This window comes from Enterococcus sp. AZ063 (assembly GCF_051715045.1).
Classification (GTDB): Bacteria; Bacillota; Bacilli; order Lactobacillales; family Enterococcaceae; genus Enterococcus_D; species Enterococcus_D casseliflavus.
Genome location: NZ_JBIOTA010000001.1, coordinates 2710798 through 2735089, shown reverse-complemented (window position 1 = coordinate 2735089; position 24292 = coordinate 2710798). Strand labels below are relative to the sequence as shown.

At 37.6% G+C, this 24292-nt stretch carries 23 protein-coding genes; all 23 read left to right on the top strand.

From position 1 onward, the window contains the following. Positions 1-51: 51 nt before the first annotated feature. On the top strand, positions 52-876 hold the full coding sequence (locus IGK61_RS12900; protein WP_074536037.1) for a hypothetical protein: 825 nt from the start codon (positions 52-54) through the stop codon (positions 874-876). 155 nt (positions 877-1031) lie between these two features. After that, positions 1032-1556 carry a ribosome maturation factor RimM gene (gene rimM / locus IGK61_RS12895; RefSeq protein ID WP_005228921.1) on the top strand — a complete coding sequence of 175 codons (525 nt, stop codon included), beginning with the start codon at positions 1032-1034 and terminating at the stop codon, positions 1554-1556. Next, entirely contained in the window at positions 1546-2292 is a 747-nt protein-coding gene (gene trmD, locus IGK61_RS12890) for a tRNA (guanosine(37)-N1)-methyltransferase TrmD (protein ID WP_074536035.1), read from the top strand. Before rimM ends, trmD begins: the two co-directional genes overlap by 11 nt. A 166-nt stretch (positions 2293-2458) precedes the next feature. After that, positions 2459-2806, top strand: a complete 348-nt coding sequence (rplS, locus tag IGK61_RS12885; RefSeq protein ID WP_002357176.1) for a 50S ribosomal protein L19 — start codon at positions 2459-2461, stop codon at positions 2804-2806. Positions 2807-3166: 360 nt separating this feature from the next. Continuing rightward, on the top strand, positions 3167-3838 hold the full coding sequence (locus IGK61_RS12880) for a hypothetical protein (protein WP_430601450.1): 672 nt from the start codon (positions 3167-3169) through the stop codon (positions 3836-3838). 234 nt (positions 3839-4072) lie between these two features. After that, the gene (locus IGK61_RS12875) at positions 4073-4282 is read left to right on the top strand and encodes a replication initiator protein A (RefSeq protein WP_430601451.1); all 210 of its coding nucleotides are present in this window, start codon (positions 4073-4075) and stop codon (positions 4280-4282) included. Between the two features lie 96 nt (positions 4283-4378). Next, positions 4379-4666, top strand: a complete 288-nt coding sequence (locus IGK61_RS12870) for a replication initiator protein A (RefSeq protein ID WP_438844932.1) — start codon at positions 4379-4381, stop codon at positions 4664-4666. 330 nt (positions 4667-4996) lie between these two features. Next, positions 4997-8014, top strand: coding sequence for a SpaA isopeptide-forming pilin-related protein (locus IGK61_RS12865; RefSeq protein WP_438844931.1), 3018 nt, complete (start codon positions 4997-4999; stop codon positions 8012-8014). Between the two features lie 63 nt (positions 8015-8077). Then, positions 8078-9532 (top strand): glucosaminidase domain-containing protein, encoded by a 1455-nt coding sequence (locus IGK61_RS12860; RefSeq protein WP_438844930.1) that lies wholly within the window; start codon positions 8078-8080, stop codon positions 9530-9532. 372 nt (positions 9533-9904) lie between these two features. Further along, positions 9905-10378, top strand: a complete 474-nt coding sequence (locus tag IGK61_RS12855) for a DUF805 domain-containing protein (RefSeq protein ID WP_438844929.1) — start codon at positions 9905-9907, stop codon at positions 10376-10378. Further along, positions 10375-10644: a hypothetical protein gene (locus IGK61_RS12850; RefSeq protein ID WP_430601455.1), complete on the top strand. Its 270-nt coding sequence runs from the start codon at positions 10375-10377 to the stop codon at positions 10642-10644. Before IGK61_RS12855 ends, IGK61_RS12850 begins: the two co-directional genes overlap by 4 nt. A 32-nt stretch (positions 10645-10676) precedes the next feature. Further along, on the top strand, positions 10677-11564 hold the full coding sequence (locus IGK61_RS12845; RefSeq protein ID WP_438844928.1) for a hypothetical protein: 888 nt from the start codon (positions 10677-10679) through the stop codon (positions 11562-11564). A gap of 21 nt (positions 11565-11585) precedes the next feature. Further along, the gene (locus tag IGK61_RS12840) at positions 11586-12449 is read left to right on the top strand and encodes an LPXTG cell wall anchor domain-containing protein (protein ID WP_438844927.1); all 864 of its coding nucleotides are present in this window, start codon (positions 11586-11588) and stop codon (positions 12447-12449) included. A 96-nt stretch (positions 12450-12545) separates the two neighbouring features. Then, positions 12546-13640 carry a phage tail tip lysozyme gene (locus tag IGK61_RS12835; RefSeq protein WP_438844926.1) on the top strand — a complete coding sequence of 365 codons (1095 nt, stop codon included), beginning with the start codon at positions 12546-12548 and terminating at the stop codon, positions 13638-13640. Positions 13641-13650: 10 nt separating this feature from the next. After that, complete coding sequence (locus tag IGK61_RS12830) at positions 13651-14301, top strand: hypothetical protein (RefSeq protein WP_438844925.1); 651 nt, start codon at positions 13651-13653, stop codon at positions 14299-14301. A 15-nt stretch (positions 14302-14316) separates the two neighbouring features. Continuing rightward, entirely contained in the window at positions 14317-14664 is a 348-nt protein-coding gene (locus IGK61_RS12825) for a hypothetical protein (RefSeq protein WP_438844924.1), read from the top strand. Positions 14665-14719: 55 nt separating this feature from the next. Beyond that, positions 14720-15655 (top strand): conjugal transfer protein, encoded by a 936-nt coding sequence (locus tag IGK61_RS12820; protein ID WP_438844923.1) that lies wholly within the window; start codon positions 14720-14722, stop codon positions 15653-15655. 23 nt (positions 15656-15678) lie between these two features. Then, on the top strand, positions 15679-15963 hold the full coding sequence (locus IGK61_RS12815) for a hypothetical protein (RefSeq protein ID WP_079158031.1): 285 nt from the start codon (positions 15679-15681) through the stop codon (positions 15961-15963). Positions 15964-16043: 80 nt separating this feature from the next. After that, positions 16044-16442, top strand: a complete 399-nt coding sequence (locus IGK61_RS12810; protein ID WP_438844922.1) for a TcpE family conjugal transfer membrane protein — start codon at positions 16044-16046, stop codon at positions 16440-16442. Between the two features lie 9 nt (positions 16443-16451). After that, positions 16452-18995, top strand: coding sequence for an ATP-binding protein (locus tag IGK61_RS12805; protein ID WP_438844921.1), 2544 nt, complete (start codon positions 16452-16454; stop codon positions 18993-18995). Between the two features lie 21 nt (positions 18996-19016). After that, positions 19017-21359 (top strand): CD3337/EF1877 family mobilome membrane protein, encoded by a 2343-nt coding sequence (locus IGK61_RS12800; RefSeq protein WP_438844920.1) that lies wholly within the window; start codon positions 19017-19019, stop codon positions 21357-21359. A 15-nt stretch (positions 21360-21374) separates the two neighbouring features. Then, on the top strand, positions 21375-23549 hold the full coding sequence (locus IGK61_RS12795; RefSeq protein WP_438844919.1) for a type IV secretory system conjugative DNA transfer family protein: 2175 nt from the start codon (positions 21375-21377) through the stop codon (positions 23547-23549). Continuing rightward, positions 23539-23961 carry a thioredoxin family protein gene (locus tag IGK61_RS12790; protein WP_430601466.1) on the top strand — a complete coding sequence of 141 codons (423 nt, stop codon included), beginning with the start codon at positions 23539-23541 and terminating at the stop codon, positions 23959-23961. The genes IGK61_RS12795 and IGK61_RS12790 overlap by 11 nt, the downstream gene beginning before the upstream one ends. Positions 23962-24292: the final 331 nt, after the last annotated feature.

Genomic DNA, 24292 nt, shown 5'->3' with positions numbered 1-24292 from the left:
TTTGTCATTTTTTTTATTGAGGGGTATCCTTTGTATAAGGAGGGGAACATCATGAAAAAAGAACTAGGATTATTTGTTACGCTGCTAACGATCGGAACCTTGGCTGGCTGTAATAATCAAAAAGACCAAGAAACCAGTCAAGCCAGTACAGCTGAAACAACAGCAACGACTATGGTGGAAAGTACCCAAACACAAAAAAGTAGTCAATCAGAAACCAGTCAATCAACTGCATCGACTAGTCAGGCGGTTTCTGAGGATTCTTCAAATACGAGTAGCACCACAGACATCTATAGCCAAATACAAGCGGTATTCCCTGATCTTGTCTTGCCAAAGGACGTTCCGCTTGCTTCGGGTAAAGTGTTGAATGCTGCCACAGCTGGCAGTCAATCCGATGCCTCGATTCTTTATTATGGACTTGATCAGCAATTGTCTCTCAATGACAAGGCTTTGAACGAAGAAACACCGCTTGCTGCTTTTCAATCAAAAGAGTATCAATCAGCGGATGAAGCGGCTGCAGCGGTCAATGTAACAGCGGATGATGGCGGACAAGCCGTCGATCTCGGATATGGGATTACTGGGCATATGCAAGGAGCTGCTGGCTCCAATTATTTGAGCTGGCAAGAAGGAAATTGGTCATTGACTGTTCGAGCAGTCAACCAAGAGGAACAAGATCCTGTGCCGGTTGCCAAAGAAGTGGTAGCGTATCTAGAAGAAGCCATGCTTCCAGCACCTGAGGTCGGTCAAATCACTATCGATATGGGAAAAAATGACCATACAGCAACTACCGTGGTCTGGCAACAAGAAAAGATGCTTCGAACGGTGCAACATCAAGATGCACGTTCAGCATTGGAAATGGCCGTTTCAATGAATCAATAAGTTTCAGATTAGGACATTGCCCCTTTGATCAAGCGTCGAAGGGGCGTTTTTCGTGCGATGATTTTGAGGAAAACAGGGGGCGCTAGGAAACGGCTAGAATTCGCTACTTTGCTATGCTAAAATAGAACAGAAGTTAGAAGAAATGGGGAACGAACGTGACAGAATATTTAAACGTAGGGAAAATCGTCAATACACATGGGATCCGTGGAGAAGTACGAGTGATATCACAAACGGATTTTCCAGAAGAACGCTACCGTAAAGGGGCTGAATTGACACTTTTTCGTGAAAATAAAGAGCCATTACCATTGATTGTTTCAGGTCATCGCAAACATAAAAATTTTGATTTGTTAACGTTTGAGGGCTATCCCAACATCAACGACGTTGAACCGTTTCGTAACGGCATTTTAAAAGTTACCAAGGATGATTTGGTGGATCTAGCAGAAAATGAGTTTTACTACCATGAAATTATTGGTCTGGAAGTCGTCGAAGAGGATGGCACAGTCATTGGTAAAGTCAAAGAGATCCTTTCACCAGGCGCCAATGATGTTTGGGTGGTACAGCGAAAAGGGAAGAAGGATGCCTTGATTCCTTATATCGAGTCGGTTGTCCACACGATCGATCTTGAAAATGGTCAGGTCACTGTGGAAATCCCAGAAGGGTTGTTAGACGATGAGAATTGATGTGCTGACACTATTTCCACGAATGTTTGAAGGGCCTCTAGGAGAGTCGATCATCGGCAAAGCACGGGAAAAGGAACTGTTAGAAATCAACGTCTCTAATTTCCGTGATTATTCTGACAACAAACATCAAACAGTGGATGACTATCCTTATGGTGGCGGAGCAGGAATGTTATTAAAAGTCCAACCTGTCTATGACAATATCAAAGCGATCGAAGAAGCAACACCAGAAACGAAAAAGCGGGTGATCCTATTAGACCCAGCGGGAAAACCCTTTGATCAAAAGATGGCGGAAGAATTCTCTACCGAAGAGCACCTTGTTTTTATTTGCGGTCACTATGAAGGCTATGATGAACGAATCCGTTCATTGGTCACTGATGAAGTGTCACTGGGGGATTACGTCTTGACTGGCGGCGAATTGGGGGCAATGGTCATGATCGATGCGACGGTCAGGCTATTACCAGAAGTTTTGGGCAATCAAACCTCCGCACAAACTGATTCTCATTCCACTGGTTTATTAGAGCATCCGCAATATACACGCCCGGCAGAGTTCAAAGGCATGAAAGTGCCGGAAGTTTTGATGAATGGCAATCATAAACTGATCGAGCAGTGGCAATTAAAAGAATCATTGCGCCGAACGTATCAGCGACGTCCAGATATGCTGGAAACTTATCCGCTGACCGCTGAAATGCAGAAGCTTTTAAAAGAAATTGAAGACGAAGCGAAGACTGGCAACTAAAATAGTGCCAGTTTTTTTGATATTCTGCGCTATGACAAGAAAATTCTCTTTACAGCCTGTGGTCGACTGTGGTAAGATATTTCAGTGAGTGTAAACTCAACTATTACGATGTTCCGCTGGAGCTTTCATGCTTTAAGAATGTTTGGGAATAAGGAGAATGATAAACATGAATCCATTGATTCAAGAACTAACTCAAGAACAATTACGTACTGACATCCCAGCTTTCCGTCCTGGGGACACTGTTCGCGTTCACGCGAAAGTTGTCGAAGGAACTCGCGAACGTATTCAGTTATTTGAAGGTGTTGTCATCAAACGCCGCGGTGCTGGTATCAGCGAAACTTATACAGTTCGTAAAGTATCAAACGGTGTAGGTGTTGAACGTACCTTCCCATTGCACACACCACGTGTTGCACAAATCGAAGTTGTTCGTTACGGTAAAGTACGTCGTGCAAAATTGTACTACTTGCGTGCATTACACGGAAAAGCAGCTCGTATCAAAGAAATTAGAAGATAAACACGGAAAACTTCCTTGGAAATCTGAAATTTGTGAAAAGTCCTTGTATATCAAGGACTTTTTCTTTTTTCTCTATCATAATTTTAAGTTGTTTTGGATGGTTTTTTCTAATATTGTCCTAAATTGCCCTGAATTGTCCCATTTTGACTATCATTATCGTCATAATAGGGCAAATCTTTGTAGTCATTTTGACGACAAATTTAATACGAAAAATACCAAAACATTTACCGAAATTAGCAATTTTTGAACCCGAGTTGCTAAAAAGGTCTACTTTTTTAGAAAAAGGCAAAACATGTACTTTTCTGCTAAAAAGGTAATATGATGGGATTCTATTTAAATAATTTTAGGAGTTTTTTAGTAATGAAAAATGATAAACGTATTATTTGGAAGAATCAAAGTGATTTAAAACTGATTTTAACAATTAGCCAATTTATTGAAAAACATGAGATTAAATCTAGTCGGCAATATCAAAAAAAATTATCTGAATATCCTAATTCAGCTCCGAGTATGTGGTTTATTATCAATAAATATGGTTCTTGGAAGAATTTGTTGAATAGCATTGGTGCAGAAACTATTGGATATGGAAAATGGGCTAAAATGCAAACAGATGATTTAATAAAAGTAGCTCAAATATTTATTAAATCAGAAAAAATACAATCACAACGTGCATATGAAAAAAAATCGGTTGGAAAAGATGTTCCCTGTTTAAGTACTTTAAAGAATAGACTGGGAGATATTTGTTTTCTTTTTAAAAAGAAAGAAAACAAAGGGTTAACAAATTTTGAAATACTATTTGAGCTTAGAAATGAAATAATTAAACTCAATATGCAAGATGATTTATCTATGACAAAATTTCAGAGTAATTCAAAATCAAAACGCCTTCCTTCTGTGTATACAATTATGAGACGTACTAATAAAACGTGGGAAGAACTGATGAGTGAAATTGGATTTGATTATAAACAGATTAAATTGAAAAAACAGCGAAATAATTTAGTATGTGGATCAAAAAAAAGATTGGCCAGATATGAATAATAATTCATTATTTCTGATTAAGTGATTTGCTGGTGCTCAAATTGTTTAGTGATAAAATTGAAACTGAATAATAGTAAAGAACTCTGCGTAATTCGATTTATGCAGAGTTTTTTTGCGCGTTTTTCTAGGAGGAAAAAAATATGAAAAAAATAAATTTCGCGCAACAGATGTGCTGACACAAGAAACTTTTCATATGCCAAAATTATTTTTGTAAATTCGTTGAAATATTACGCGATGTCTGCGCAAGCAAAATATGCTTATAGCTTACTGAATGAGTATTTAGAAGAATCCTTAATTGAAAAACGGATTGATGAAAAGAAACATGTCTATATTTTTTATACTAATCAAGATTTAGCAATTTTACTCAATGTATCTGAAGAAGAAATTGAAGAAATCAGAAATGAATTAAAAGATTACGACATACTGACAGTTGAATTCGGTTGAATTTATCTAAAAGAATTGATCGCTACAATGGAAGTTGTTCATAGCTATCAATACCAAAATTCTTTCTTAATTCATGGGCAAGATGAGGTGTAAAAGATGGTTACAAAGAGATTTACCGCAACTCGTAAATACAATGAATTATACTATCAATTTCCAAAGGTATTTATTACAAGCGATAAATATCGTTCGTTGTCTGATAAAGCGAAAATTGCATTTATGGTTTTTCGGTCACGTTTAGATTTAGCCTTTCAACGAAATCAAGTAGACAGTCAAATACAACGACGCCAACAACACCAGCTGGAGATCAAACAGGAACAACTGGTGACACAACAACGCCAAGTACACCAGAAAACAATGGTGGCACAACGACACCTGAAGAGCTAACAATAGTCGCAGGTGAAGTTGGAAATAGCGGTATGATCTTTGATACTGTAGAGAAGCAACTGCTTGGGGAAATGCTCAATTAGATGATCCTAACAGTGAATGGTTAGCTCAAGGCTATACAGGTTTTGTTGGGGGGCCAATTATTTATAGTGACGGAACAACAAAATATACAGTTGATTTTTATTAAAAATGTAGATAGAGAAGAAGGCTAGAATTAATAATTCTAGCTTTTTTTGTTCAAGGAGGATAAAAATGTTAAATAAATGTCGAAGTCCATAAGAAATTATCTAAGTGAAACAGAAAGAATAAAACGAAAGGAACGAAAAAAATATGTTTAAAAGAGTATTAACCTGGTTGGCAATTTTCGTTACATTTCTCAACCCCTTGTTAGGAACTGTAACGGCATTTGCAAAAACAATAAATGAACCAAATTCTACTGAAGAAGTAATGAAGACTGAAGAATCACAAAGTAGTGAAGAAACGATCAGTACTGAAACCACAAGTGAAACAACAGAGGAGCCAACTACGCAGGAGGCGACAGAAGATGTTTCTCCTCCCAATGTAATGACTCAAGAGGTCCCTGAAGATTATGAGAAATACTTCATAACCGTTGAAGATATTCAAAATGCGACATCTTTTTCTGAACAAGAACGATTGGCACAAGAATCTGAAGAATGGCAAGCAATCTTGGAAAAGAATGCACAGACGCGTGCTACCAATCTAACGTTGACTGAAAATGGTCGTAGAGATATCAATATGACTCGAATTACTCCAGAGGGAACAATGTATACTCATGATTACATGGTTCGCTGGCAAATTGATGGGGAAGATGTCTTCTGTATTCAAGAAGGTACGCTGACTTCTGCTGGTATAAATTATGATGTTTCTGATCTTAACACCATTATTTCAAATCCGAACATGCGTAAAAAGTTGGCGTATATCGGATATTTGGGATATTATTCTCAACCGACAATGGACAATTATGTTTTAACTCAAATGATGGTCTGGGATGTAATAGGTGGTTCATTTGTCAATTATGGTACAGTAGGAGAAAGTACTTTTAATACCTTTTCTCAAAATATAAATAGTAGAATGAATGAACTAACAGAAGTCCCTTCATTTCATAATCAGACAGTTACAGTAAAAGTTGGTGAAGAAGTAGAAATAAAAGATACAAAAGGGCATTTTAATGCTTGGGTAGGTGCAGTAACTGTAAATACTGCCAATGTTCAAGTAAGAAAATCAGGAAATAGTTTGTTTATTAAAGCAAATAATAATTCAAACGATGGAATGGTAAGAGTAAGTCCTTTCAAAGCAGATGATAGAGGAATAGGCGCTGCTTATGCTTATGTTAACCCGCAAGCGCAAACTTTAGGACGTTTATATATTCCCGATCCTAATAGAGCTCAGCTAAACATTAAAGTGCTAAAAAATGGCGACTTCAAGCTAAACAAACTAGACGCTGTCACAGGGGAAAAAGTCCCTAATGTAACATATGAAATTAAACGCCATGATACGGGACAAACTAAACAATATACAACTGATGCCAAAGGGGAAATCGCCTTAAAAGATATCCCTGCATTCTATGAAAAAGAGGGGAAGTACGTTCAAAATAAATTGGACGTCAAAGAAGTCAAAGCACCAGCTGGGTATATTCTAGACAAACAAACTCATACGATAACGATCGAACCAAACAAAGAAGTGATGTTAACCGCAAAAAATGACTTACAACAGTTCATTCCAGAAGGAAAGAAAGTCAAAGAAGTGTATAATGCGGAAGAATCCTGGAATCAAGGCAAACCTGTTTATGATACCGTTCCTGCAGAAAATATCGAATTTGACATTATCGCCAAAACAGATATTACTGCGCCAGATAAAGAAACAGTCCTTGTGAAAAAAGGAGAAGTCTTGGATTCAGTAAAAACTGACAAAGACGGACACTGGAAAGCAAACAAAAAATTCTACAATGGCGATCAAAACAAGTACCAATTGATTGAAAAAAATGTACCAGATAACTACCGTCAACCTTCTGAAGAACAAACCACGTTCTCTGTGGCCTATGGCGATAACACGACGCCTGTGCTTACGTTTGAATTAGATGTGATTGACAACTTGTTAAAAACAGGTGAAGTAGACTTTAATAAAGTCGATTCAATCAATCATCTACAATTACCAGGAGCGAAATTCCTGATTGAAGGTATAACTGCCCATAATAAAAATGTGTCCTTTGTGTATGAAACCAAAGAAGAACCAGAAAAACTAAAATTACCAGACGGTACGTATAAATTTACGGAAATTGTGTTCCCTGAGAATTATGGGCAAGCTTCAGGACAAACAGAAACGATTTTAGTAACGGTCAAAGACGGAGAAGTACAACCAATTACTGTGAAAAACGAAGAAATCGTGGTTCCAGAAGAAGACCAACCAGAAATTTCTACTTTGTTTGTGACAACGACAGGTGGAAAAGATTTCAACCCGAAAAAAGACCAAGAATTAGTGGATAAAGTGTCCCAAGTATTCCCTAAATCTGCGGTTGGGACAGAGAAATATTGGGTGACGCAATTCCATAAAATTACTGCCGATGGAAAAGTCACTGTATTAGATACAGTAAAAGAAACACGAAAAGTGACCGATGAAAAAGAAACATTTGAGGTGACGTTCAACTACAAAGCAGACATGGTTTCAGACGGTGACACGATTGTCGCAACTCACATTGTCTATAACGACAAAGAAGAGGAAGAAGAATTCGCTCGTCATTTTGATTTAACGAATAAAGATCAAACAGTGACTGCGAAAGAACCAAAAATCGAAACACGCTTTGTTACAGTGAATGGCGACCAAACATTTGATCCAGACAAAGACCAAGAGTTGATCGATCATGTATCGCAAGAATTTCCAGAATCTACGGTAGGGGAAACCAAATACTGGGTGACTCAATTTCATAAGATTGATAAAAATGGAAAAGATACAGTCGTTGGTACGGTAGAAACTGCACGTAAAGTTTCTAAAGCGTCTGAAGAGTTTAAAGTATCCTTTGACTACAAAGCAGGCACGTTAAAAGACGGGGAGAAATTGGTCGCAACTCATATTGTCTATAAGGATAAAGACCATAAAGAGGAAGAAGCACGTCACTTTGATTTGAAGAATGAAAAACAAACATTGACAGCAAAAGGTGTACAAAAAGAAACGCCGACAACCCCTGTCAAACAAACGCCGACGAGTACACCAAAACAAAGCTTACCAAAAACAGGAGAAACAGTGAACGATGCGCTAATTGCATGGGGACTGTTTCTTTTTGTTGGTGTGGGGGCTGTTCTGGTTCGTCGTAAAATGAAACAAAGCAATTAAAGAATCACTAGAGACAGCAATCAGCTGTCTCTAGATGATTGATTGGAGAATGGAGGCAATCTTGTGAAGAAAACGAGTAAATGTTTATCTGCTCTGTTATTGCTAAGTCAAGTGTTCGGCTATACGCCAACGGTTTTGGCTAATGAACAGAACAACAATCAACCGACAAATTCGCAATCTGCAACGATAACCGAAGAAAATACAACAAGTTCCACTGTAGAAGAAAATCAACCAGAAACACCGACTGAAGATACACCAGATAATCCAGAAACGGATGTTCCACCAATCGATTCTGAAGAACAGCCAGAAACACCGAATCAACCTGACAAACCAGAAGACAATCAAAAGCCTGAAGAGGAATCGTCAGAAAAACCAAATGAGCAACCTTCTGATGAAAGCGCACAGGCTCCTCAAAAACCAAGTACAGAAACAGAAGTGGAACAGCCAATAAAAACGGAACGCCCACAAAAGGCACCTGAACAGGGTGTGACTGCACCTATGAATGACGTATCACAGGCACAACCAACCGTTTCAGAAGAGACAAAAAACTACCATCAGGCACCAAGCGCACCGATACAAGAATTAGTCCCTTCTAGCACACAAGATAACGAAGGGACTATTCATTTTGAAAAAGACGCGTCTGTAGAAACATTTATCCGTAAAATCGGAGAATCTGCTCGTAAAATCGGACAAGAAAATGATTTATATGCTTCCGTTATGATTGCGCAAGCGATTTTAGAATCAGCTAGCGGACAAAGTCAATTGGCTCAGGCACCAAATTATAATCTATTTGGAATTAAAGGCACACATAATGGAAAAGGCGTCTCTTTTGCGACACAAGAAGATTTAGGCAATGGAACACTTTATACGACCCAAGCAACCTTTCGGCAGTATGAGAGCTACGAAGAAAGCTTGAAAGACTATGCCAAACTGTTAAAAGAAGGCTTAGTTGGAAATACGTCTTTTTATGATGGTGTTTGGAAAAGTAAGGCAAAAACTTATCAGGAAGCGACCGAATTTTTAACAGGAAGATACGCCACAGATATCCAATATGACAAAAAATTAAATGGATTGATTGAAACGTATGAATTAACGACGTTTGATAAAGAAGTGGCGGGACCAACACTCGCAAAAGAAGGCTATATGGTACCTTTAAAAAATTATTCAATTTCTAGTTCCTTCGGTTGGCGAGGAGAAGAATTCCACAGAGGGTTAGACATGGCAGCCAATCAAGGAGAACCAATCGTTGCGAGCAAGGCAGGAACGGTCATAGAAGCTTCGTATCATACTTTATCAGGAAACTATGTCACGATTGAGCATGAAGACGGAAGTGTTGCTCTTTATGCGCACCAACAGGAATATTGCGTGAACGTAGGACAAACAGTGGAGCAAGGGCAAATTATTGGCTATGTGGGTTCAACAGGAAATAGTACGGGACCACATTTGCATTTAGAACTTGCCTTAGATCGTAGTTTAACAAAAGACAAATTAATCAACCCAGAAACAGTCTTATTCTAAAGAATAAGGCTGTTTTTGATATGGAGTGGTATAGAAAATGTGGTTACTTTTTAAATATTTGATATATTTGTATCTCTCATTTTCGTTTTTTAATTTGAAATCTCGTATCTATCTAGAACGTAGTTTATTAAATATAGTATTAGGAATATTTTTTATCGCTTGGGTCTTCATTGATTTATTTCTTTACTCAAACGATTTTTATTTTATTTATAAAGAATTTAAAAATCAGTAATTGATTGGAGAGTTAACATATTTCGTATAAAAAGGTAAAGTATGCACATGAGATCTATCATGTTTATACTTTGCCTTTTTAAGGTGAAATGTATGAAAAGGAGGAAAAAGTTTTGTTATTTGTAAGTGGATTGCTAGCTGGTGGTGTACTGGCAACCTTTTTTATGGCAAGTTTCATTGTTAGCAAAACAGAAGAAACTAGAATCGAAAATAAACAGTAGAAAGGACAAAGATATGATCACAAATTATAAAAAATTTTGGAAGAATAGCTTTAATTACAAAGAGAAAGCCACAAGAAAAGAGTATTGGCTCGTTGCGTTAATGAATGCCCTCATTGGGTTTGGCTTAGGCATAGTGATTGGACTAGCAGGAGCGTTGAATGCTTCTGAAATAATGCTTGTTAGTTTGATAGGCGTATTGATTGTGTATTGTTTAGTAGTTCTTGTCCCGTCTCTTTCTCTCAGCGTTCGACGGTTACGAGACGCAGGGTTTCATTGGGCATTTATTTTTTTCTATTTTGTCCCAACGATTGGCTCTCTTGTGTTACTGGTTCTTTATTGCTTACCGACAAAAGAGTCAATAGAAGATAAACAGGTACAGGAGGAAAACAGATGATTATAGTAACAGGAATTGTTTTATTAGGGATTGGCGTTTTATTTGGCTATCATTTAGCCTATTTTCCAAAGATTGGAGAATGGCAACAAAGACAAGCGATCCAAAAATATTTTCAAGTCAAAGGCAACGAATATACCTATTATGCTGAAGATGAGGATAGCTATATCGTCAGTTTGAACAATCAAGAATATCGGGTGAAGTTTTCTTTAAATAACCCTATTCAAGTGGTATATGCGGTAGAAGTGGTGGAAGAAGTGTTTGACTAATGATGATGATTCGATTTAGAGAAGTTGATAACATGTCTTTACTAACAGATAAAAAAATTGCATTAGATAAGGCATTTATTCAATTGAAAAGAGAAAATGAAGAGCTATTGGCACGAGCGGAAATTGGCTGGTGTACCTTGGAAATCTACACAGAAAACCATGAAATTCCTGTATTTGAAGGCTCGTATGATTTTCCAGTAGAAGAGTTTCATTTGATTTCATTAATTGAACAATCTTTAACAGAAAATGGGCAATTAAGTGAAGAAGCACAAACCTTTATTCAAACCTTAAATTCCGAATTACCGAAGTTTTATCAAGTAAAGAAAGACCAAAAGAACGAACGTCGACCAACAAAAATCAAAAAGGAAAAGAAAACACCACCTTCTGTAGAAACAGCGTTTACACAGAGCAACGGCTCTCTTCAGAAGAAAAAAATGTCTTTTCAATGGCTTTTGTTTGGATTTATCGTCGTTGTATCTTGTGGTCTTTTTATTATGCAACTTTCAACGCAAAGAGAGCTTGAACAACTAACGAAAAAAGAACACCAACTACAAGAACGCATTGCATTTGCGGAAGAACTCGCTGCGAGACAACCACAAATTGATACGTTTTGTCGTTATTTCATTACGAATTATTATTCGGGTGAAATGGAAGAAGAACGGTATAGGAAAAAGCTTCAATCGTTTCTAGCGGAAAAAGTTGCGAAACAAATCAGTCCTCAAAAGGAAAAAGTCAAAAGTATTTTATCCTGGGAAATGAAGAAAGAAGCCAAGCATTGGCAAATTGCGTATATCGTTACATTGGAAACAGAGAAAAAGACACAAGAAACAAAAAAAGTGTCCTTTCAATTAGAAGAACAGGGAAAAAATTATCTAGTTTCCACTCTTCCCGAACTAGATGATTTTGAAATAAATCAATAAGAAAGAAAAGAGGAAAAACACATGAAAAAATTGATTTTAGGAAGCTTATTTAGTGCAACTGTATTGCTAGGTATGGTAGGAACAAGTGTCTATGCAGATACTACGTCACCAGGAGATCCGACCGTTCCACCGACAGAAATTATTCCACCAACAGAAGAAACACCTGAAGTTCCTGAAGAACCTGTTTTACCGCCGACAGATGGAGGGGAAGAAACGCCCGAAGTTCCAGAAACTCCTGAAACTCCAGAGATTCCACCAACAGAAGAAAATCCAGATACTGGTGGAGGAACAGAAACGCCTGAAGTACCAGAAAATCCAGATAATGGCGGAGGGGAAGAAACACCTGAAGTTCCACCTGTTGAGGAAACCCCAGGAAATGGTGGCAACACGGAGACACCAGAAAAGCCGTCGAATCCAGGAGGCAATGAAGGAACAACAACACCTCCTACGACACCACCTATCAATAATGGGGGGACGAACACTACGCCTCCAGTACAGGACGTCGTAGTGAAACCAGATGGAAGTATTGGCAACCAACAAACAGGTGGACAAAATGTTCAAATTGAAACAAATAATGCGTCTGAATTAACCCATATTCCAACACCAAGTACACCAATTGAAACAGCTTCAGGAGAAAAAATTGTTTCCGTCGTTGATGGTGTCGCTTATAAAGAATCAGAAAATGGCTTGACGCCCATTTCAGACAAGGTCGAACAACTTCCAAGCGGAAATATTGCGGTGAAAGGGTCCGATGGCAAAATGAAAGTATTGCCTAAGACTGGCGAAGAAGTGTCTATCGTTGTGACAGCACTTGGTGGATTATTGGCTTCAGGCAGCTGTTTTGCTTTTTGGCGCAAGAGAAAAGCAAAACAAAAAATGAACTAAGCGAATGAAGGATCAAACATGAAGAAAAAGCTTCTTTTATGGTGTGGGTTCGGTTGTCTACCCACACTATTACTATGTATGTTTGGTTTTCTGTTTATGATAGTTTTGATTAGTAGTGGTTCTGAAGAGGAAGAAATCGACTGTAGTCCAACCGAAATTGTCGCAAGTACTATCTCATTAACGAACCAAGGCATGGAGACAAACGGGCTTCAAATTGCAAAGGAAGTACAAAAACATATTCCAAATACGACATTAGAAGGTCTAGCGGGTATGTTAGGCAATTTTCAACAAGAGTCGAGTATGAGTCCCACAGCGATTGGACGACCAAACGATCCATTATCTGGGCATGGGATAGCACAATGGACGGCAGGACGAACGACTGCTTTGAAAAATTTTGCGAAAGAGCGAAACAAAGAGTGGTCAGATTTAGGTGTACAAGTTGAGTTTTTGATTCATGAACTAAACACAACAGAAAAGGCTTCACAAGTTGCGTTACAAGCAAAAAGCGTGGAGGAAGCAACGGAACTTTGGCAAGTGAAATTTGAGCGTGCAGGGATACCAATGATGGGGAATCGTATCAATTTTGCGAACCAATGGTATGCAAAACTAGGAAAAAATGACAGCGATCCCGTCGCTTCAGTTACATTAGAAAATGGGGCAAACGCAGGAAGTAAAGACTTGACCGATTATTGTCTTGAAACAACAGGAACAAGCAGTTCTTCCGATAGCAATGTATTAAATGTAGCCAAAAGTCTGATTGGTTATTTCCATTATTCACAACCGCAACGGGCACAATTTGGTAGTGTCGAAAATCCAGATAAAAATGGTTATGCCGATTGTTCGAGTTTCGTGTGGCTTGTTTTAACGAAAGCAGGGTATAAAACACCTGCGAACGTTGGGTGGTTTACCGGCTCAATGACGAGCGACGCAAGAGGAAGTAAGCAATATTTACAAGAAATACCTGAGAGCGAGGCAAAAGCTGGCGATATTATCATTGTGAACTTAGGTTCTGGTGTGGGAAATGATGGACACACAGCTGTTTTAGCGGAAGATTGGCATGGACTTTCTACGAAAGTAATCGAACAAGGGGGAATGAACAATAACGGCGTAGGTGAAGGGCAAGTCAATCTATCGTTTGGGTATTTGCTTAACGGTGGAGACATTTGTTTTGCTCGACCGATAAAGAAATAAGAGGTGTCAAATGAAGAAACTATTTATTTATGTTTGTGTAGGCGGATTGTTCATATTTGGTGTAGGTAGTACATTTTTTCTTATTCATGAAAAGCAACAGCTGACCACAAAAGAAGAGAAATTGACGGTGGAGATAAACAAGTTCGAAGAAGTGAAGAAAGGACAAGAAGCCCTTGTAACGTCACTCAAAGAACAACTTAAACAAGTAGAAAGCGAGGTCACGACGTTAAAAAAAGCAAATGAAGAATTGAAAAACAATGATTCAACAGAAAAAGGGAACATTCAACTTTTTCAAAAAACAGTGACAGAAGCGTTTGGTGTTCTTTTTAATTATGAACCTGACTCTTTTCAAGAACGCAAAAACAATTGTGCACCGTATCTTTCTGACAAACTGATGAAGCAATACTTCAAAGAAGGTGTTTCCTATGGTGATTCAAACGGGGTATCTTCTGAATTAGAGAAATGTTCAGTATATCTAAAAAGCACACAAAATGCGATCATTGAAGGACTTGTCGTTGTAACGTATCGCAATAAAATTGATGATAGTTCCTGGAATAATGCCATGAATATTTTTGACGTACACTTTGATCCAGTGTCAAAAAAAATCACATTTATGCAAAATTTGGGAAGTAGCTTTAATCAACAACTTTTAGAAGAATAATAAAAGGAGAAGGTCATGGAAAGACAAGAAGCAATAAGAGAGGTACAAGAAGTACCAACAGAACAAGTAGAAGAAAAACAGAAAGAAACGGCTCTTTCTTATGGAAAGGATTTTTCTTTTTTTCGTCCAGCCATTCAAATCAGTGTGTTCGTCTTGTGGCAAATACACAATAATCGATACCAGGTGGGCAGTCAACTGTTTTATCAAGAAATTTGTCATGCTTTATCAAAAAAATACAGTCAAAATGCTTACAAAGAAGCACTTGCTTTTTTGGAGGGAGCAAGTGTGGTCGTTCATGAAGTAGTGATTGTGGACAAAATACCGAAATTATTGTTAGAACGGTATGGCATTTCTCATGAGTAATGCAAAATTTAATCCACAAGCGTTCCAAACTAAGCCACCGAAACAACAGAAGGAAATGAAAAAAAAGAAACGTTTTTTGTTTCAAAAAAAGAAAACAGAACCGTCGGATCGAATGATCCAATTTTCGCAAAAAAGTGCCATGAGTGTATTTTCAGGCGCTTTTTTTTGTTTGTTTCTGTTAATGGGTGTCGTGCTCCTCCTCAACTTTGGACGAGTGGATACATTAACGCGTTTAGCAGTGAAAAAACAAGTGAATCCAGAAACATTGTTAACCGAAGTCAACCAAACCTTGTCTTCTACGGAACAATTGAAGTACGAGGGACAACATTTTATTGAAAGGTTATTTACTTATTCGCCAGAAATACGAAACGAATGGGAGACTTCCGTCAATCACTTTCTTGCACAAGGCTTGGAAGCGTCTGATTTAGGGTTTGTAACGACGGCTACCAATCGAGTAGCAAAAGACGTTCGCTTTATTAAACTAGAAGAAATTGACACAACACAAGCGATGTATCGGTTGTTTTATGAGGTTACTTTTACAGAAGGAGAACATTGGAAAAGCAGTCAACTTTCTTTTCCAGTCAGTTATCAAAACAATGTTTTAAAAGTACTTGATGGTGTTCAATTTTTGAATCTTTCTGAGAGTAAGAATACCAATTCTGTGAACTATCAGGAAAATCGTTTTTATTCTTCTGGGCAAGCGGTCAATGAAAGCGAAGAAATCAAGCTAGAAGCATTTGTGAAACGGTTCTTTGAGTTATATGTCAAAAACGATGAAAAATTGGCATTGATTTCTAACGAAAAAGGATTAGAAGGCGGCGAATTGGTCAATGTACAACTGGATCATGCAGTAAAAAATAAAGAAGGGAATTACCTTTTACAAGGGAAGTATCGTTTCTATTTTGAGAAAGGAAACGAGTTCCAATCAAATTTTTCAATGGAAGTAAAAACAAGTGGTGATAGTTATTTTGTTACTACGTTAAATGAATAAAATGAAACTAAAGGAGAAGGAAAATGAAACTTTTTGATCTTAAATCGCTATTTGATGATGTATCTGGACAAGTCATTTGGCTATTGGCAATCGTTGCGATTGTTCTAATGGTTGGTGCTTATGCGACCCAAGGCTTTGCGCGGGCAGCGTTTGCCATTATAGGCGTCTTTATTTTGATAATGCTCGTCTTATTGTTATCGAATGCCGTCGATATTGGTGAATGGCTAAAGGACATTATCTTTATTAAGGATAGTGAAGAGAACGTGGGGGTAACGCAAATGATTGTGCCCTGGATACAATTATCATAAGAAAAAGACAAACTGCAAAAGCGATCAGAAGATTAGAACTTCTGGTCGCTTCTTTTTTTGTAAAAGGAGGTAGAGTGAACATGGAATACAACTATACAAAGGAGTTTAAGCATCCTCACAAAATTTACGGGATTAAAGGACAAAAAATTCCCTGGATTTCTAACGGGATTCGCATGGAACAATTAGTGATTGGTGGAATATTTCTTTTGGTTCTTTTGATCCTATTTTTGATTGCTTATGTGAATCAAATTAGTTTCTTACAGACACTGTTTCGAAAGTCCTGGTTGATTATGCTTTTTGGGATTGGTGTTCTCGTTTGGACATTGTTTTCAATGAAATGGGACAATAAACACTTTTTTGAGTATTTAATTGGGCGAACGTCCTATTATCAGAAACGGAAACAACGCTTTGAACATGAACTGTATGTGCCGTTTTTTCATGAAAAAGTGACGTATTCCCTACACAAATGGAAGGAGTGAGTTGAGTAAATGGCGTTTTTGTTTCTTTTAGTTGTCTTTATTATCGGAATTTGGCAGTTCAAAAAGAAAAAAACGAAGCTTCCTCGATTAGAATTTCCGATAGACGCCATTATCCGCAATTTTGTCTTGACCAAAAATGATGATGTGTGGGTAGGCTATCAACTTTCTTCCCAAGTATTTCCTTTAAATGACATTGATTTTTTCAAAAACTATCTTCAAGATGGCGAAGGCATACTTGGACATGATGAATATGACTATCATTTTATCAATATTCCGCGTCAATTTAACTTAGATACGCATATTGAAGAAACCATTCGAGATTTGGTAAAGGGAGAATGCGCAGATTTAGGAAAAGTGTACTTTGAACAAGCAGGAAAAATTTTAAAAGACGAAGTGCAATTAAACGAGTATCGAACGTATCTGTTTGTGCGTTTCACTACAGAAATGAAAGTGTCTGATCCAATCGAGTATCTTCAATTGCTTAAGTATGTTTTTAAAAAGTTTATCTATCGTATTACGGGACAACGAGTTCCTGTAAGTAGTGTGTTACCAACGTATGAAAAATTAGAAAAGGAACTCTATACGGAATTGTCCAATTATAAGCCGATAGAGCGCTTATCTGCCCAAGAGATTGGACAGATTTATTATTATTTTTTTCATCGATCAGAAGAAAAATTGCCTGAAAGACAGCTTACGCCAATGGAAATTTGCGAGGGCGTCATTTCGAATGAAGCAGGATACATTGCGATTGAACAGTTGAATCAAACGCATTATTCGACGTTTTTAAGTCAAACGGAGGCTCCTTTAGCCATGTATGGGAGTAGCTTTATTCAAAATCTTCAGGATAGCTTATCTTTTCCAATTGATACACATGTTCGTCTTCGATTTGAGCACCAAAAATCTGACGAACGAAAAATTAATAAAATGGCAGGACGGATTTATGAACAAGAAAAAGAATATGAGACCGTTGACGGCATTTTAGATTCCGATGATGTGTTAAATTTTGGCACAGAGCGATTAATGGATTTAAAAGATAAGCTGAAGCGCAAAGAAAAACGATTGTGTTATTCTACCGTCACGCTGGTTGTATCCGCTTCTTCAAAAGAAGAATTGGAAGAACGAGTCAAAGATATTGAATTTGCGATTGAGTCTACAGATTTTAAATTTTATCGATCGGTAGCGGATCAATTGACACTGTTTAATCAATGCTTAATTGGAAGTACGCAACGTTTTAGAAGTTACGAGCAGGTCGCTACGACAGGCTTTGTGGCAGATTATGGCTTGGACTTAAAGAAAGAAGTAGGAAATAAGAAAGGATTTCCTTTAGGACGGATTGTTATTGCAAAAAAGTTTAAATCTGCGAAAGAAGCGTTAGCGTTATCTAGTAAACTGGTATGGTTTTTTCCTAATCTGACAAAGAAAAGTATTGAAGGAGCCGTTCATACCAATGGAAATACGTTGATTATTGGTCCACCAGGGCAAGGAAAATCAGTCCTTGTAAAATATATCTTTTTGTGGTTGATGTTTTTAGGACAAAAAGTTCTCTACATTGATCCGAAAAATGAGACGCAAAAGTTCTTTTTAAAGGCACTGGAAAAGTTTGGACATATTCCCGAATTTGTAGCTATGTATGAACGAATTAATTTTATTTCGTTATCTTCAGATGAAAGCTGTCGAGGGATGCTTGATCCTCTATTGTTTTTACCAAAAGAAGAGGCCATTCAAACCGCTAAAAATGTGTTAGGAATGTTAGGAGAAGTAGATACCAATCGAGAAACAGCGAGCCACAAAAAGACAGTGATCCAAGACGCTATCGATGTAGTTTACACCATGCCAGGTAAGCATTCGTTAAGTCAAGTTATCGAAGAAATTCGAAAAAGTGACGAAGAATTAGCTAAATTGATTTTAGGGCATAGCGTTGGTTTAGGAAAGATTCTCATTGGGAATGAGCACAGTACGCCGATACGTTTTGATTCACAAATCAACGTGTTAGGGACGCAAGGAATACGCATTCCGACTCAAAAAGAGATTGACTCGGGTCGACTAAATAGCGAACAACTTGCAGGAATGGCGATTATGGAAGTCATTATGAAGTTTACGTATATTTTTTCTACAAACAAAGAAGAAGACGCTGCGATTATTTATGACGAGGCAAAAGGGTATGAAGATACCGCACAAGGAAGCTATTTGATTGATGATAGCTTGCGAAAAGGACGTGCGAATAATACGGATATTTACCTTGTTATACAAGCGTTTAAAGATTACGATCAAGAAGATAAAAAAGAGTTAATTTCTTACAAATTTGCGTTTCGTCCGAAACAAAAAGAAGCACGAGAGAAACTATTGTCCTTCTTTGATATGGAAGTGAATTCAGCCAATTTAGAAATGATGGAACAATTACAAACAGGCACTTGTTTGTTCCAGGATCATTTGGGAAGAAATCAACCGATTGCCATTGATGTGTTGTTTGATAGTTGGTTATTGGCTGTTTCTTCTACTGAAAATCAAGATGAAAAAATTCAAGCAATGTTAGAAAATGAAAAACAACGATAAAACAAAAAAGAGGTGGTTTTTTTGCGAAAAAAATCTCTGAAATGGTGGACGCTCCTTTTATTGGGGGGTCTTTTTTTCTGTCTACAAGGGGCTACTGTTTCTGCCGATCAAATGAACGATGGTGTGGGTGTCACTGAAACAGATCGTTCTGAAGGAGAGAATGCCAACGATAAAGTAGAAGTAAAAGAAGTAACGACTGATGTGGATCAATTGTATAAAAATTACAAAAAGAATTCGTTTGAATTGATGACCAATGACTATGAGTCAATGAACCTTAAAAAAAAGCTATCGTACAATGTTGCAGGAGTGATGAAAAATTTTGTTTGGAGTGGCGTAAAAATGTTAGGAGAATTCAATGCCTCAATGGTTGAATTTCTCTTTGAATTAGATATTATTTCCGCCATTCGAGCCCCTATTCAAAACTTAACACAAAAAATTGCGGACAATATGTTAAGTATTGCAGGAACTATTGGAATCAGTTTTTCAGCAATTATGATGGCAATCAAATATGCCGGAGAGGCTCGAATGAAACAAGCACTTCGCGTGTTTCTTATGACGATTCTTATTTTTACTGGGTTAAGCGTATTAAAAGATTCTGGGACAAATAAGAATCTTTTTGATGTTCTTTTTTCTTTAGATTCTACAGTGGAAACGGCGTTCGTGAAGGTCAATCCAGTGTTAACACCTGAAGAAGAAACAAATTATGAAACAAAAGAAACAGAAGAGGTAACAGCGGATAAAAAAGTGGAAACGGCAGGCAAATTGATGGCGGCACGGGTCTTTTATAGTAATGTCTATGAACCATATCTGTTGTTAAATTATGACACAACCAATGTAGACACAATTCGTGAGAAGAAAGTCAAATATGCTGGAAAAGAATATGATCGAATCAATCTTTTATTGGACAATGATTTAGGCACAAAAACAGGGGAGAAAATTCATGATAAGGTCACAGAGTATGAAGCAGATAAACTGAAAAACAAGAACATACAATACTACAATAGTTGGAAAAATACAGCATTTGCCTTGTTTTATTTTGTCGTAAATTTGATTCAAACCGTTGTTTATTTTGTCTTAAGTATGTTTCGATTGATTATTGGAACTATGCAACTATTGTTAGTACCGATGTTGCCGTTCTTACTTTTTTTAGGATTGTTTCTTGTCACAATGAATGTGTTTGGCAACTATGCTAAAGTTTTTGGTATTTTGACGTTTTTAAAAGGAATGACAGGTTTTGCATGTATCCTTTTTTCTTCTTTTCTTAGTTACGGGTTCCAATTAAGTAGTACACAAGACGATCCATGGAAAAAAATTCTCTTGATCATTGTTTATTTGTTTGCGCCGTTGGGAATTTATTTGTTCCGAGGGTTTTTAGGCAGTTTATTTACTGGAAGAATAGGTGTCCGAGGAGCGTTAGCTTTTGCGGGAAATCCATTTGGGACAGAGGCAAAATTGAGAAGGGACGCCAAACAACGGTTGAAAGAACGCAAAGAAGCGAGAAAAGCACAGAAACAAAAAGAAAAAGAAAACGCACGGAAGAGACAAGAACGTCAACGAAAACGTGGGGGTGGCTCAGACGTTCGTATGCCACAAACTACGAAACAAGCCACACGAAGTGCTTTTCGGCGTGAATCCGCACAACAACCTCGTCATAAAGCACCAAATCGTATGGAACGTATGGCACAAAAAGCACGAGACTTGCATGATCAAGCGAAACAAGCAGAAGAGCAAAGTCAAGAACGTATGCAACGAACAGCAATGGAGAAACAGGCAAGAAAAACAGCCGATTTATTACAACGAGAATTGCAAGGCAATCCTAGTCTAAGAGAAAGAAGTAGAAAAGGTGCGTCTCGTAGTCCGTATCGCAATCAGGGTTCTGCAATGGTGGTGCCATTAGCGAATCCAAAGCAAAAACACAAGTCTTATGGTCAGAAGCATACGCCTAGAACAGAATTGAACGATCGAAAACGTCGTCAGGGACAAACAAGTCGTCGTCGGAAGGAGGCACTTACTCCCGTAACAAAAACAAGTTCGATGAAAACCCGGACAGTTGCAGGACAAAAACATGCGGTACAAAAACCACTAAGAAAAGGGAATGTACCAAGAGCAACAGGTTCTACCACACCGAAATCTGTTCGACGTCCAGAGAGGGTTCGGGAACATATGTCAGCAGTCAATCGAGTAACAGCACAAACCAAAGCGCCTTCCACCGTATCTAAAGCATACTCAACCATGAAACAAACAAAATCACCAAAACAAGCACCGAAGACACGGAGTGAGTTTCGAGCAACGCAAGCAAAAATGAAACGAAAACGAGAAAAACAACCGATTTATCGAAGAGAAATGAAACAACGAAAACGATAGGAGGAAATCGATAGTATGATGAATGCACCAAAACGACCGACGCATTTTGAGCAAATGTTTTCTGTCGATCGCAAAAGAAAACAAGAAAAAGAAATGCCAAAAAGTCGGTTTCAACAACTTTATTTTATCGTCACTTTATTAGGTGTTTGTCTATATCCATTTTTTATTGTAGGCAGTATTCCTTTAGCGATTGTCTTTGCGATAGATAAAAAAGAGACACGTGCACATATTTATGACTTTGAGTATGAGAGCTTCTTGAAACGAAGAAGCTCTCTTTTTTTTATTTTTGCGTTAGGTTTTACGCTATTAAATCTCTTTTGTTTTATTTTTGTTCTTCCTAGAGGGTATTTGTCGTGTTACTTATTGTTTCCATTAAACTTGTTTTCTCATGCGTTGCAGTTTAATGGACAAACGATTTTTGCCCTCCTTTTAGGTGGGGCAGGTGCAGGAAGTTGTTTGATTGCGTATGCGTCTTTTATTGAAAAAAGAAAGGTTGTTTCAAAGAAAGAACGACAAACAGCTATCCAAAACAGCAAAGAATACAAGGAACGTCGGAAAAATAAATTTCAAGAGTCCCAAAAATATACAGAAGAGTATCAGCAAGCGTACCAGGTAGCAATTGTCATAAAAGACGTTGCCTTGCGGAATAAACAGCTGGCTTCATTAGCCAAAGTGATTCTATTAGGAACAGATGAGTATGGGCTCCCTTATGTAATGAACTTTAGTGAATTGAACCAACATGTGATTATTCCAGCGACTACAGGTTCAGGAAAAACGACGGTGATTCAATTACTAGCAGAACATGCGTGTAAGTTTCGTATCCCAGTTATCTTAGTCGATGGGAAAGGAGCAGGAGAGACTTTACAGGCGTTAAAAGAAGTGGCAGAGGCATATAATCGCCCGTTTGAAGTCTTTGTGGACGGAGGCGATTTGCGTTATAATCCTGTAAAAAATGGCAATGATATTGCCGTTCGAGACAAATTAACCAATCTAGCAGAAACAGAAAGCGTGTATTATTCAACGGCAGCCAAAGCGTTATTACAGGTAACGATTCAGCTTTTAGACGAGTTCCAAAAGAGCCATAAAATTGAAAGAAATCTAGTTTGGTTACAACATTATTTATTGCCACGAAACGTCTTACATTTGTTTGCGGATCGTATTCAGCTGAAAAATCCAGATTTATTTAAAGAAAAAGTGGTCGTAGAAAAGAAGAAAACCACGAAGAAAAAAACGAAAAAGAATGAAGCGATGGACAAAACAGAACGTGATTTTGCCGATGTGGAACAGTTAAGTGAAGAACGAATGATTGAACATGATCGTAAAACCGTTGACTTAGAAACGTATTACCTATTATTAAAAGAAAACATTTTTCTCATGACAGAAATCGAGCAAACGTTGTTTAAACGGTTGTTTGTTCGTTACGAACATAAGAAGAACCCGTTTTATTTGTATGCGACTTCTGAGAATTTACAGACCAATATCAATATGTTATTGGATAGTGAATTAGGGGAGCTCTTTGATACTTCTGGAGGAAAAAGAGAATTAGATATTCAAGAAGTTGTCGGGGAAGGGAAGATTGTTTATATCTCGTTAAACGGATTGATTTATAGTGAGTTTATTCGGACATTGGCTCAAATGCTTGTGGGAGATATTAATTTCTTTGCGTCAGAAGTGTATAGACAAGTAGGAGAAACAGCTAATCGTTCAAAAGTCTTAGTGGTGTTTGATGAACCCGCTTCTTATTTAAATGATAAGCTTATAGATTTAGTCAATAAGGGACGAGGTGCTGGGGTGCATGCGGCGTATGCCCCTCAAACGCTTGCGGACATTGATAGAATTGATCCTGTCCTTCGAAAACAGTTGATTGGGAATGTGAATACGTTCTTTATTGGGAAGACAAATGACCCGACAGAAATTGATTATTGGGCAGATTTAATGGGGACAGAAGAAGACATTGAATTAACAGAAACGACGACACAAGAAGCAGGCTATTCTGATATGGGAAAGGTTGATTGGACAGGAGAAAGAGGTACGAAACGAGACGTAGACCGCTTTAAATTCAATCCGAATCGCATTCGAGCATTGAGAACAGGAGAATTTGTGGTGTATCGAACAGCTGAAGATGTTCAGGAGCCACCGCGAGTCGTCTATATTCGGAAACCAAATTTGGAGAAACAACATGCGAAATAAGAAAGCTATTGTTGCGATGCTTATTGTCAGTTGTTTCTTATTTGGTTGTTTTAAGATTGTAGCGAATGATGACAAATTGAACGGAAAACTAATCGAGAGTGACTTGGAACAAGTGTTAGCACTTCAAAAAACGAACGCGTCATTTTTTGTGTATCTAGCAAGAAATGATTGTAAAAAGTGCCAAGAAGTGGAATCTTTCTTGGAAAGATACGACAAAAAATTCTCTAGAAATGTGTATCGAATTGAAACAAGAAAAGAACCAAGACAAGAAGCACTTCAAATGTTTTTACAACGTTACCGTATTAAAAGTGTGCCAACTTTTCTTATTGTTCAGGACGGAAACGTCAAAAAAATTGAGAGAAAAACGTTCTTTTTTGAGCAAACTTTGAAACAATTTCTTCCTGATTTTTAGTGAAATCTGAAAGAAAGTACGTTGAGAAAAAATAATATTTTATCAAGTGTTTCCTCTTTTTTCGATTGAATTTATTTTTTCTTTTGAAGCAAATTCAATTGCTTTTAGAACAAAAACGCTTCGGAAATTTAACGAAAATCAATCGAAATTTGAAGAAGATTTTACTCGAATTGAATCGATTTTGAGATAAAATCAAGTAAAAATTAAATGGATTTTGTTTGAAATCCGTTTATTTTTTTTTTGCGTTTCAGGGCAAGTATAAGGCAAATATAGGGCAAACAAAGGGCAAATAGAAGGCAAACTTATATGATGGAGGAGGGCTGTCGGCGCT

What these genes read in the sequence shown, in the direction of transcription:
- IGK61_RS12900 (WP_074536037.1), top strand. Translation starts at nt 52, where the DNA reads ATGAAAAAAGAACTAGGATTATTTGTTACGCTGCTAACGATCGGAACC.
- trmD (WP_074536035.1), top strand. Translation starts at nt 1,546, where the DNA reads ATGAGAATTGATGTGCTGACACTATTTCCACGAATGTTTGAAGGGCCT.
- rplS (WP_002357176.1), top strand. Translation starts at nt 2,459, where the DNA reads ATGAATCCATTGATTCAAGAACTAACTCAAGAACAATTACGTACTGAC.
- IGK61_RS12880 (WP_430601450.1), top strand. Translation starts at nt 3,167, where the DNA reads ATGAAAAATGATAAACGTATTATTTGGAAGAATCAAAGTGATTTAAAA.
- IGK61_RS12875 (WP_430601451.1), top strand. Translation starts at nt 4,073, where the DNA reads ATGTCTGCGCAAGCAAAATATGCTTATAGCTTACTGAATGAGTATTTA.
- IGK61_RS12870 (WP_438844932.1), top strand. Translation starts at nt 4,379, where the DNA reads ATGGTTACAAAGAGATTTACCGCAACTCGTAAATACAATGAATTATAC.
- IGK61_RS12865 (WP_438844931.1), top strand. Translation starts at nt 4,997, where the DNA reads ATGTTTAAAAGAGTATTAACCTGGTTGGCAATTTTCGTTACATTTCTC.
- IGK61_RS12850 (WP_430601455.1), top strand. Translation starts at nt 10,375, where the DNA reads ATGATTATAGTAACAGGAATTGTTTTATTAGGGATTGGCGTTTTATTT.
- IGK61_RS12845 (WP_438844928.1), top strand. Translation starts at nt 10,677, where the DNA reads ATGTCTTTACTAACAGATAAAAAAATTGCATTAGATAAGGCATTTATT.
- IGK61_RS12840 (WP_438844927.1), top strand. Translation starts at nt 11,586, where the DNA reads ATGAAAAAATTGATTTTAGGAAGCTTATTTAGTGCAACTGTATTGCTA.
- IGK61_RS12835 (WP_438844926.1), top strand. Translation starts at nt 12,546, where the DNA reads ATGATAGTTTTGATTAGTAGTGGTTCTGAAGAGGAAGAAATCGACTGT.
- IGK61_RS12830 (WP_438844925.1), top strand. Translation starts at nt 13,651, where the DNA reads ATGAAGAAACTATTTATTTATGTTTGTGTAGGCGGATTGTTCATATTT.
- IGK61_RS12825 (WP_438844924.1), top strand. Translation starts at nt 14,317, where the DNA reads ATGGAAAGACAAGAAGCAATAAGAGAGGTACAAGAAGTACCAACAGAA.
- IGK61_RS12820 (WP_438844923.1), top strand. Translation starts at nt 14,720, where the DNA reads ATGAAAAAAAAGAAACGTTTTTTGTTTCAAAAAAAGAAAACAGAACCG.
- IGK61_RS12815 (WP_079158031.1), top strand. Translation starts at nt 15,679, where the DNA reads ATGAAACTTTTTGATCTTAAATCGCTATTTGATGATGTATCTGGACAA.
- IGK61_RS12810 (WP_438844922.1), top strand. Translation starts at nt 16,044, where the DNA reads ATGGAATACAACTATACAAAGGAGTTTAAGCATCCTCACAAAATTTAC.
- IGK61_RS12805 (WP_438844921.1), top strand. Translation starts at nt 16,452, where the DNA reads ATGGCGTTTTTGTTTCTTTTAGTTGTCTTTATTATCGGAATTTGGCAG.
- IGK61_RS12795 (WP_438844919.1), top strand. Translation starts at nt 21,375, where the DNA reads ATGATGAATGCACCAAAACGACCGACGCATTTTGAGCAAATGTTTTCT.
- IGK61_RS12790 (WP_430601466.1), top strand. Translation starts at nt 23,539, where the DNA reads ATGCGAAATAAGAAAGCTATTGTTGCGATGCTTATTGTCAGTTGTTTC.